This window comes from Sulfurimonas sp., from assembly GCF_034005705.1.
Classification (GTDB): Bacteria; Campylobacterota; Campylobacteria; order Campylobacterales; family Sulfurimonadaceae; genus Sulfurimonas.
Map to the genome: position 1 here is coordinate 24,602 of NZ_JAVEUF010000018.1, position 9,735 is coordinate 34,336.

The 9,735-nt window shown below is 41.8% G+C and carries 9 protein-coding genes; 4 read left to right on the forward strand and 5 right to left on the reverse strand.

Annotated features, from left to right (window positions below; genetic code table 11):
* Nucleotides 1-184: 184 nt before the first annotated feature.
* Nucleotides 185-436, forward strand: a complete 252-nt coding sequence (locus RBR61_RS08740; RefSeq protein ID WP_320343639.1) for a ComEA family DNA-binding protein — start codon at nt 185-187, stop codon at nt 434-436.
* A gap of 6 nt (nt 437-442) precedes the next feature.
* Here RBR61_RS08740 and RBR61_RS08745 read toward each other — a convergent pair whose 3' ends face one another.
* On the reverse strand, nt 443-1,111 hold the full coding sequence (locus RBR61_RS08745) for an endonuclease III domain-containing protein (RefSeq protein ID WP_320343640.1): 669 nt from the start codon (nt 1,109-1,111) through the stop codon (nt 443-445).
* Nucleotides 1,112-1,232: 121 nt separating this feature from the next.
* Nucleotides 1,233-2,141, reverse strand: coding sequence for an AEC family transporter (locus RBR61_RS08750; protein WP_320343642.1), 909 nt, complete (start codon nt 2,139-2,141; stop codon nt 1,233-1,235).
* Nucleotides 2,142-2,312: 171 nt separating this feature from the next.
* On the opposite strand from RBR61_RS08750, the gene RBR61_RS08755 reads away from it, so the two are divergent.
* Nucleotides 2,313-2,633, forward strand: a complete 321-nt coding sequence (locus RBR61_RS08755; protein WP_320343644.1) for a thioredoxin family protein — start codon at nt 2,313-2,315, stop codon at nt 2,631-2,633.
* Here the strand turns inward: RBR61_RS08755 and rlmB are convergent, their stop codons facing one another.
* Complete coding sequence (rlmB, locus tag RBR61_RS08760; protein WP_320343646.1) at nt 2,634-3,383, reverse strand: 23S rRNA (guanosine(2251)-2'-O)-methyltransferase RlmB; 750 nt, start codon at nt 3,381-3,383, stop codon at nt 2,634-2,636.
* 92 nt (nt 3,384-3,475) lie between these two features.
* A complete protein-coding gene (locus tag RBR61_RS08765; RefSeq protein WP_320343648.1) occupies nt 3,476-5,902 on the reverse strand; it encodes an AAA family ATPase in 2,427 nt (808 codons plus the stop codon).
* Nucleotides 5,903-6,019: 117 nt separating this feature from the next.
* On the opposite strand from RBR61_RS08765, the gene RBR61_RS08770 reads away from it, so the two are divergent.
* Together RBR61_RS08770 and RBR61_RS08775 are read left to right on the forward strand one after the other, a co-directional pair.
* Nucleotides 6,020-6,631, forward strand: a complete 612-nt coding sequence (locus tag RBR61_RS08770) for a hypothetical protein (RefSeq protein WP_320343650.1) — start codon at nt 6,020-6,022, stop codon at nt 6,629-6,631.
* A gap of 20 nt (nt 6,632-6,651) precedes the next feature.
* The gene (locus tag RBR61_RS08775; protein WP_320343652.1) at nt 6,652-8,790 is read left to right on the forward strand and encodes a copper-translocating P-type ATPase; all 2,139 of its coding nucleotides are present in this window, start codon (nt 6,652-6,654) and stop codon (nt 8,788-8,790) included.
* Here the strand turns inward: RBR61_RS08775 and RBR61_RS08780 are convergent.
* Nucleotides 8,785-9,516, reverse strand: a complete 732-nt coding sequence (locus RBR61_RS08780; RefSeq protein WP_320343654.1) for a YaaA family protein — start codon at nt 9,514-9,516, stop codon at nt 8,785-8,787. The two genes, RBR61_RS08775 and RBR61_RS08780, sit on opposite strands and share 6 nt — an antisense overlap.
* Nucleotides 9,517-9,735: the final 219 nt, after the last annotated feature.

The window sequence follows — 9,735 nt, forward strand, 5'->3', positions numbered from 1 at the left end:
ATGCCTTTGTTTGTGTAAATTACATAAGTATAGCTTGTTTTTTTACAAAAGTAATTAAAAGTTTTATTATTTGTATCACAAAAATAGACAAATAAACAATATTTAATTAAAAATAGTTATTATTTAATAATTAATTTATTTTGATAAAGTATAATTTAACATCTTAAGTTAAAAGGAGTTAGAAATGAAGTTGTTGTCACTATTGATCATGGGTGCCGTTTTATCTTTTGGAGCGGTTGATATTAACAAGGCGGATAAAGCCGAACTGATGAGCATTAAAGGTATCGGGGAGGCGAAAGCAGGCGCTATTTTAGAGTACAGAAAAGCAAACGACTGCTTTAGCAATATAGAGGAGCTAAAAGAGGTCAAAGGATTTGGCGAAAGGTTTTTAGAAAAAAACAGAGATGCCATTACTGCAAGCAGCTGCAGTAAGTAGAGCAGATCACTGCTTTAAAAAGCATCCTGCACCGTAGGGCTTTTTAGAGTAGAAGTGTTTCCCGTGTTTAACTATCAGGGCATGGAACTCCTGATAGACCATAAGCAAGTCTCTCTCATCTTTTATACACTCTTTTATAGAACTCTCCATCATACTTTTTATCTCTGCGTATTTTGTTTTTTCATCTATCAGACCGAGCTCAAGCAGAAGCCTCTTTGTGTATGCATCCACTTTAAACTCTGGTTGATTGTATCCGTAAAGAAGTATGGAGTCAGCTGTCTCCTCTCCAATGCCTACAATATTTAAAAGCGCCTCTCGTGAGGGAGTAGCACCTTCAAGAGAGTTATAAAATTTTATAAACTCTAAAATATATCTCGCTTTTTGATTAAAGTAGCCTGATGGTTTTATTGCCTCTTTTAGCTCATCTATATCCATATACTCCATCGCTTTGGCGTTTATGGCATTTTTAGTATGTAGATTTTCTAATGATTTTACAACCGATGTAAATGTCGTATTTTGGGTAAGGATCGAGCCCAGGCAGACCTCAAAAATCTCTCTTTCGTCTCGTGGGAAAGTGTAGTCAAGTTTGTGGTATCCATAGCCCGTTATAGGCCACCAACCCTGCGGTCCATAGTTATCATACAATGTTTTATAGATGTTATATATCTTATTCATTTAATTCTCTCTTTAATAACATAGACTTATTCACTTAGGCTTCACCGTGGGTGCCCCAAAGCCAAGCTTTGACCTTTCGGTTGCAGAATCGTTCATTTCGTTTATGTTATAAATAAGTTTATTATAAATATGTCAGCACCTTTACACCTGCAAAAATAGCCCCCATGAAAATAGCCGATGAGATGAAGACAAGCGCGGTCACTACTTTTGGTTTGCAGTCGTAGAGCGAGGCAAAGTTTACGTTTGCAATGGCGAGAGGAACCATAAGCTCAATAAAGATTATCCCTTTTAGCATAGAGTCTAGTTCTATGTTATAAAGAACTAAAAATGCAATGCCCGGCAGAAATATAAATTTTGTGCTAATAACCCATAGAGTTAGCTTTTTGCTTATCTCGTTTATCTTTGTGCCGTATAGATAGATGCCGAATAAAAAGAGCTGCATAACGATTGAAGCATAAGCCCCCATCATAAGCATCTTCATTATCTCCTCGCTTGGTTTGTAGTCGTTCATACTTAAAAATATTGCTGCACCAGCCGCCCAGAGAATTGGTAGTTTTACTATGTTCTTCAGCGAGGTCTTAACGTCAAAGCTTCCTCTTGAGTAGTAGTAAACGCCGATCGTGTAGACTACAAAGACGTTCATAAGGTTAATTACAGTCGTGTAGGGTATGGACTCTTCGCCGAATATGGCGATGTTTAGAGGAATTCCGAGATTCCCCGTATTTCCGATAATAGCCGCGACTGTCGCGATGGAGTACTCTTTTTTATCTTCAAAGAGCTTTTTTGCGACAAATGCCGAGACAAGAAGAACCAGCAGAACTATAAAGAGGTAGATGGAAGGAGCAAAAAAGAGCGTTGCATCGACCGGGCGGATAAGAAGCCCCCAGAAAGTAAGAAAAACCTGCAGAAAATAGACATTTATAAGTGTTATGGTCTTATCATCAATTGCCTCTTTGAAGCTCATCTTTGCGACAAAGCCAATGACGATAAATATGTAAATAGCCAAAATTGAAAATATTATTGAACTCATGGAGCGATTATAGCAAATAGTGTATAATTTCGAACCAATTTGGCAGAACTTTTTATAACTCATACTCGCTTACTAAGGCTTCACCGTGGGCACCCCAAAGCTTTAAGCTTTGACCCTACGGTTGCAGAATCGTTCGCTTCGCATGGTTATAAAAAATATTAACGAGGAAATATGCAAAAAATAGAAGATATAGAAAAAATCATAGAAGAAAATCAAGCCGTTATGCTCTACTTCTCAGCTCCTACATGTAACGTCTGCCATGCACTTAAACCAAAGCTTTTGGATGCTATTGAGAGTAATTTCGGCGAGTTTAAAGTCGTAAGCATAGATACTTCGATTGAACAGGAGGTTGCCGCTTATTTTAGCGTTTTTGCCATCCCTACCGTTTTGGTTTTTCTCGGCGGCAGGGAGTTTTTGAGAAAATCACGCCACATGAGCGTCGATGAGGTCATGCGTGAGATAAAACGGCCTTATGAAATCATGATGAGCTAACTACTTCATAAAAGCGATAAGCGAAGCTGTAACAGCGACATTAAGCGACTCAACGCCTCTGTTCATCGGAATGCTTATCGAGTCGTTGCATAGTTTTTCAACCTCTTTACTCACTCCCTCGCTCTCATTACCTAGAACAAATATGGACCTCTCGCTCTTTTTTATATCGTAGATGCTGTTTTTGGCATGTGAAGAGAGCAGGTATATTTTTGTCTCTTTTAGCTCTTTTAAAATCTCATCAAGTGTGTTGCAGTAGTAGATTGGGAGTTTAAAAAGAGTTCCGGCACTAGCTTTAATAACGAGCGGAGATATCTTTGCACTGTTTTTTTTGGGAAGGATCACTCCGTCAACATATCCGCCTGCGCATGAGCGGATTATCATTCCTAGATTTTGCGGATTTTGGATGCCATCAAGTGCCAAGAGTTTGAAACTTTTGAGTTTTTTTATCTCGTTTGCATTTTGGTATGAGGAAGCTATAATGTCTATTGCGACACCCTGATCCTGTTTGGCATTTTTGCTTATACGGCTCAGAGCGCTTTTGTCATGGTAGGCTACTTCGATGCCCCTCTTTTTTGCAAGTTCCAATATGGTCTTAATAGCGCCGTCTGGCTTGTTGGAGCTTGACATATGGAGTTTATGTATCGCAATATTATCATCCTGCAAAACTTCTATAACGACATTTCTGCCGTAAAGGGTGATGATCTTCTCGAAATATGCTTTTTTATTTTTATACTCTTGTGAATCCTGCAAAATATGCCTTTTATTTATATTAGACTTCTTTGCATCTCATCCTCTGAGTAATGCACGGGGTTATGAAAGAAGTCTACCAATGCAATTTTACACTATTTATCCGCTTTATTCTCTTCATCAGAGCTGTCACCCTTTTTTCGGTAGAACTCCTTTGCATTTTTTGAAAACTCTTCAAGACGAGCCGTTACCAATCCGTTTACGCTGGATGGAGGGTAGTTACCGCTCTCATCGGCTTCTCCCGCTTCAACACCGGTTAGTATCTCGATCCCTTCATTGACTGTTTTTACAGCATAGACGGCAAAGTTGCCTTTTTTGACAGCCTCTAAAATTTCAGATTTAAGCATAAGATGTTTTACGTTTGCTTCCGGGATAACGACGCCGTAAAATCCGTCTTTATCCTTTCTCATACAGATGTCAAAAAAGCCCTCTATCTTTTCGTTTACGCCGCCTATGGGCTGAATCTCGCCGAACTGGTTCACAGAGCCTGTAACTGCTATATTCTGCTTAATAGGCAGATTTGAAAGTGAAGAGAGGATGGCGTAGAGTTCCGTTGATGAAGCACTGTCGCCGTCTATTTTGTTGTATGACTGCTCAAAGACTAAAGAGGCGGAGAGGCTTAAGGGTTTATCTTGGGCATAGGTAGAGCCCAGATATGAACTGAGTATCATAACCCCTTTTGAGTGCAGAGGTCCGCCGAGCTCGACCTTTCGTTCGATATCTATAACCTCGCCCTTGCCTATACGGGTTCTTGAAGTTACTTTTGAGGCTATGCCGAAGTTATATCCTCCTAGGGATATGTAGCTAAGAGCGTTTATCTGACCGACCGCTTCTCCCGAGAGACTGATCATGATAGTACCTTCATCAATCTCGTCATAGAGTCTCATCTGTATACGGTTGGCTCTCTCTATGCGAGTCTGAAGAACTCTGTTTATGTCATCTCTCTCAACTGCAGAGTGGTTGTTCTTCTTAGCCCAGTAATCCGCCTCTTTTAAGAGATCCGATAACGTTCTGAGGTGGGCGGAGAATTTTAAAGAGTGTGACACCTCTCTTGAGCTCTCCTCTATAACTCTTGCAACCGCTTCTGGAGTGAGAGGTAGAAGATCGTGGCGCGCGGCTATCGTGCCTATCATCTGCGCATAGAGATGCATATTCTCTTTGCTGCGTTCAATACTGTCCTCAAAGTCCGCGGTCACTTTAAAAAGCTCTCCAAAATCCGGGTCGTAGTGGTAAAGGAGATAGTACAAGACCCTCTCTCCGATAAGAGCGACCTTTACGTCTATTGGGATCGGCTCAGGTTCAAGCGAGGTCGTGCTTATAAATGAGTATTGCTGGGCTAGTGACTCTATGCGTATCTCTTTTGAACGCAGCGCTCTCTTTAGCTCTTCGTATGCAAAAGGCTGCATTAAAAGTTTTCTGGCATCAAGTACAAGATAGCCGCCGTTTGCTCTGTGCAGAGCCCCAGGTTTTATCATGCTAAAGTCTGTTACCAGCGTGCCTACCTGAGAGAGATGCTCTATCTTTCCTATTAAGTTTTGGTGGATAGGATTATCCTCATAAACAACGGCAGAAGTCGCACCCTCATCGTGAGTAATAAAGAGATTTACTTCGTAGCGTGAAAACGACGGTGTGTAGAGATCCTTTATAAAAGGCATTATCGGCATCTCGTCAGGTTTTACCAAAAAGTCCTGAACGTGCTTTATGACATCATCTTGAAGGTCATCCAGATAAGCGGTGATCTTTTCAGAGAAGCCATACTTTGAGCGTACATCGTCTATAAGAGACTCAACCGACTCTTTTGTCATTTTTCTCTCTAGCTCTTTTAGCTCTTTTCTCTGGGCTTTGTTTAGTTCGTTTACTCCGTGAAGTGCATCCTTTACGATCTTTTCAAATTCGTTTACTCTTTTTTCTATCTCCTCCCTCTCTTTGCCCTCTATAGCGTTAAACTCCGAAGCAGTGATAACTTTTCCGTCAATTACAGGTGCGAAAGTAACTCTGTTTTTGGATGTGGCGTTCATTGAGATGTTAAGCCTTTTTGCCTCATCTTGGAGATATTTAAATATCTGGGTCTCTTTTTCAATATATTTTTGGCTTATAGCCTCATACTCATTACGGTAGGCATTGCCCTCAAAGACACCGGGAAGTATCTCTTTTAAGAGTTCGACAAGTTCATACATCTCATCTTTGAATTTTACAGCCTCTCCAGAGGGAAGCTCTATTGCAATGGGTTTTCTTGGGTCTTTGAAGTTGTTAACGTAGCACCAGTCGCTCGGAGCTTTTTTAGCCTTGGCTTTCTTTTGCAGGAAGCTCATAACCGTAGAGTGTTTGCCGCTTCCAGATGCCCCCATGGCAAAAAGGTTGTATCCGTCCTGTTCTATGCTGGAGGCAAAGTCTATCGCTTCGAGTGCATTTTTTTGTCCAAAAGGTTCGTCAAGTTCTTGAAGCTCTTTTGTTGTTGCAAATGAAAAGAGTGAAGAGTCACAGCTGTTATATAGTTGCGAGAGGGTTAGTGCGGATACCATAATGCTCCCTTAAATTTAAAACTTCTCTATGTTAAATAAAAGGAGCTTATTCCATTATTAAAAATAGTCAATTGACAAAATAGTGCTATACTCTAGAAAAGAGAAATCGGAGATTGGATGGATAGCAGAATAGATGAGATAGCCACGCAGATAAAGAACCTTGAGGATGAGCTGATGATCGAGCTTAGAAAAAAGCAGGATGAGTTTTTTTACACGCTTGAGGACAAGAAGGTAAAGTTTCAAGAGAGCGTTATAAAAGAGGGGAGATCAAAGATCATAAGTTCCATAAAGTATCTCTCCTCTTTTCCTGTTTTGGCAGTTTTAACGATACCGTTCATCTGGTCTATGATGATACCCGCACTTATGGTTGACATATTTGTTACCATATATCAGAGTGTCTGTTTTCCTATATATAAGATACCAAAAGTAAAAAGAAAAGATTATGTAGTAATGGACAGGTATAACCTTTTTTATCTTGACAGAGTTGAGAAGATAAATTGCTGGTACTGTGAGTACTTTAACGGCGTAATAGGCTACACAAGAGAGATAGCGGCAAGAACAGAGCAGTTTTGGTGTCCCATAAAACACTCAAAGCCGCAAATGGACATGCACTCGCGATATGAAAAATTCTTTGACTTTGGAGACTTTGAAACGTACAGAAAAGAGCTTAACGAGAGAAGATCTGATTTTAAAGATCTGCAAGAGGAGACAGAGGCAACTAAATCTTAATTAATAAGGATGGTAGCAATATGGAGAGTCTAGATAGTAAATTAACTGAGTATACATGCCCTATGCATCCCGAAGTGGTGCAAAACGAACCTGGTTCATGCCCGAAGTGCGGAATGGCGCTTGAGCCTGTAGTTGCAAAAGTAGCAGAAGAGAAAAATGAAGAGCTCATTGATATGAGCCGACGTTTTTGGATCAGTGCAGCACTTACCCTTCCGCTCTTTATTTTAGCAATGACAGCCGATATGATGCCCTCGCTTCTGCCTGATGGTTTAAGCATGAAAGCGATTCAATATATAGAGTTTTTTCTAGCCACTCCCGTCGTGGGGTGGGGCGGCTGGCCTTTTTTTGTCAAAGGGTACAACTCTCTTAAAACCATGAACCTAAATATGTTCACCCTTATTGCGCTTGGAGTCTTGAGCGCGTGGCTTTACAGCATAGCCGCTCTTTTTATGCCCTATCTCTTTCCGCAGATCATGCTTACGGATGATGGTCTGGTGCATGTCTATTTTGAAGCCTCTGCCGTTATTACGACACTTGTTCTTCTTGGTCAAGTGCTTGAACTGCGTGCCCGTTCCCAGACCAATAGTGCCATTAAGCTGCTGCTGGAGCTGGCTCCGAACAAGGCGCGAGTTGTTCATGAGGACGGCAGCGAGGAGGATATGCCAATAGAGCATATAAAGGTCGGAGATGTTTTGCGTATTCGCCCTGGTGAAAAAGTGCCCGTTGACGGAGTAGTGATAGATGGCAAGAGCAACGTGGATGAGTCAATGGTCACGGGGGAGCCGGTTGGAGTTGCCAAATTTAGAGGCGAGAGCGTTATAGGCGCGACTCTAAACTCAAACGGCACGCTTCTTGTCAAAGCTCAAAAGGTCGGCTCGGAGACACTTCTTTCACAAATAGTGGATATGGTCTCACATGCGCAACGTTCTCGTGCACCTGTACAAAAACTCGCCGACATCATAGCCGGCTACTTTGTTCCTGCCGTAGTTCTTATCGCGCTTGTTACATTTGTCCTCTGGTGGACATTTGGACCAGAGCCCCAGCTCGCATTTGCAGTTGTAGGAGCCGTATCGGTTTTAATTATTGCATGTCCGTGCGCTCTGGGTCTTGCCACACCTATCTCTATAATGGTGGCAACAGGAAGAGGCGCTATGGCGGGAGTATTGATAAAAGATGCTCAGGCACTTGAGAGTATGGAGAAGGTGGATACTTTGGTGGTGGATAAAACCGGCACACTTACAGAGGGAAAACCTAAGCTTATCTCAGTCTATGCAGAAGATGGATTTAGCGAGGATGAGCTGCTGCTTCTTGCCGCGAGCTTGGAGCGGGCAAGTGAACATCCATTGGCAGACGCCATTGTAGAGGGTGCAAAAGAGAGAGGTGTGGAGCTTAAGAGAGCAGACGAGTTTGAGACCATAAACGGAATGGGTATTGTCGGCAATGTAAATGGACACAAAATAGCAGTTGGAAATACAAAACTGTTTGAGAACTTTGGTATAGAGAGCAGCAAGCTCTTTGAGAGAGTCGCTAGTGAGAGAGACGAGGGCAAAATTGTTATATTGGTTGCAGTTGATTCAAAAGCTGCGGGATTTATCTCTGTTGCAGACCCCGTAAAAGCCTCCAGCAAAAAAGCCATCCAAGATCTGCACAGTGAGGGCATCAGAGTAGTTATGCTTACGGGTGATAACCGCGCAACTGCGGAAATTGTTGCAAAGCAGTTGGGGATAGATGAGGTACATGCAGAGGTTTTGCCGCAAGAGAAGGCCGACATCATTAAAGAGCTTCAGACCCATGGGCATATTGTGGCAATGGCGGGGGATGGTATAAATGACGCTCCCGCACTTGCCCTCTCTCATGTCGGCATTGCAATGGGAACGGGTACGGATATCGCTATGCATAGTGCAGATATAACACTGGTAAAGGGTGACTTGCGCGGCATAGTCAGAGCCAGAGTATTAAGCAGAGCGGCTATGAGAAACATCAGGCAGAACCTCTTTTTTGCTTTTTTTTACAACTCCGTAGGAATTCCCATTGCGGCAGGAGCGCTCTACCCGTTTTTCGGTCTGCTGCTCTCTCCGATGATAGCGGCAGCAGCGATGAGCTTTAGCTCGGTATCGGTCATAGCAAACTCTTTAAGGCTGAGAAAAACAGAGTTATAGGTTTGTAATATTGTATACGATCTCGGTTCTGTTCTTTATGACCTTGATCTCCGCCACACTCAGTCCCTCAATCTCAAGTGCCATAAACTCTTCTCTGGAGTTTATGTTATTTTGCGCAACTGCACGAAGTACCAAGCCTCTGTAGGCTTTTACCCAGTGGCTCACCGTCTTGCCATCTTTTAAAAATTTCAGTGTGGTGTATGGCTTTTTGATTTCATAAAACTTATCGTAGTATCCTGCTCGCAGGTCCAGTACGTCACAGTTTGCAAGATAGAGGTCAAGTTGATAAGAAAATCTCTCCCTGTAGAACTTATCAGGCACAAAACCGCCTATATCGTTTCCCTGTTTTACTTTATAGTTTGCTATTGTGTCTCCGCCTAGCAGTGGCCCGTAGAGGTTTGAGAAGATGATTGTGTTTGATTTTACATACTCTTTTGCTTTACTTTCAAGTGAATTAAAATCAAGATAGTCATAAGCTACGCCGTCGTACCGCTCTATTGCATACATAAGAGAAGAGTTGAAGATATCGCAGATGTACGGTTTGCAGTCGCTGAACTTTTTAAATCCGAAGAGCTCTTTTATGATCTCCTCTTCACCGCTGTTAACGATCTTGTTATATTCATTTAATATCTCCTCTCTGGCGCTGTTTGAACCTAGCAGCTCCTTTTTTGACTCTTTGCCTCCTGTTTTTTTGCTCTCAGCAGGTGAAAATAAAATTTTTAACATCTAAAAGTGACCTTTGTAATATAGATAAACTAGAAATATGTGAGAAAATAATAGCCTATTTTACATAAAGAGCAGGATATGATAAATTTTTAGTAAAAAACTCTTGACATTGAAAATATATTGCACTATAATTCTGGCTCAAATTCGATGCCGACATAGCTCAGTTGGCTAGAGCAGCTGATTTGTAATCAGCAGGCCCGGGGTTCAAATCCTCGTGTC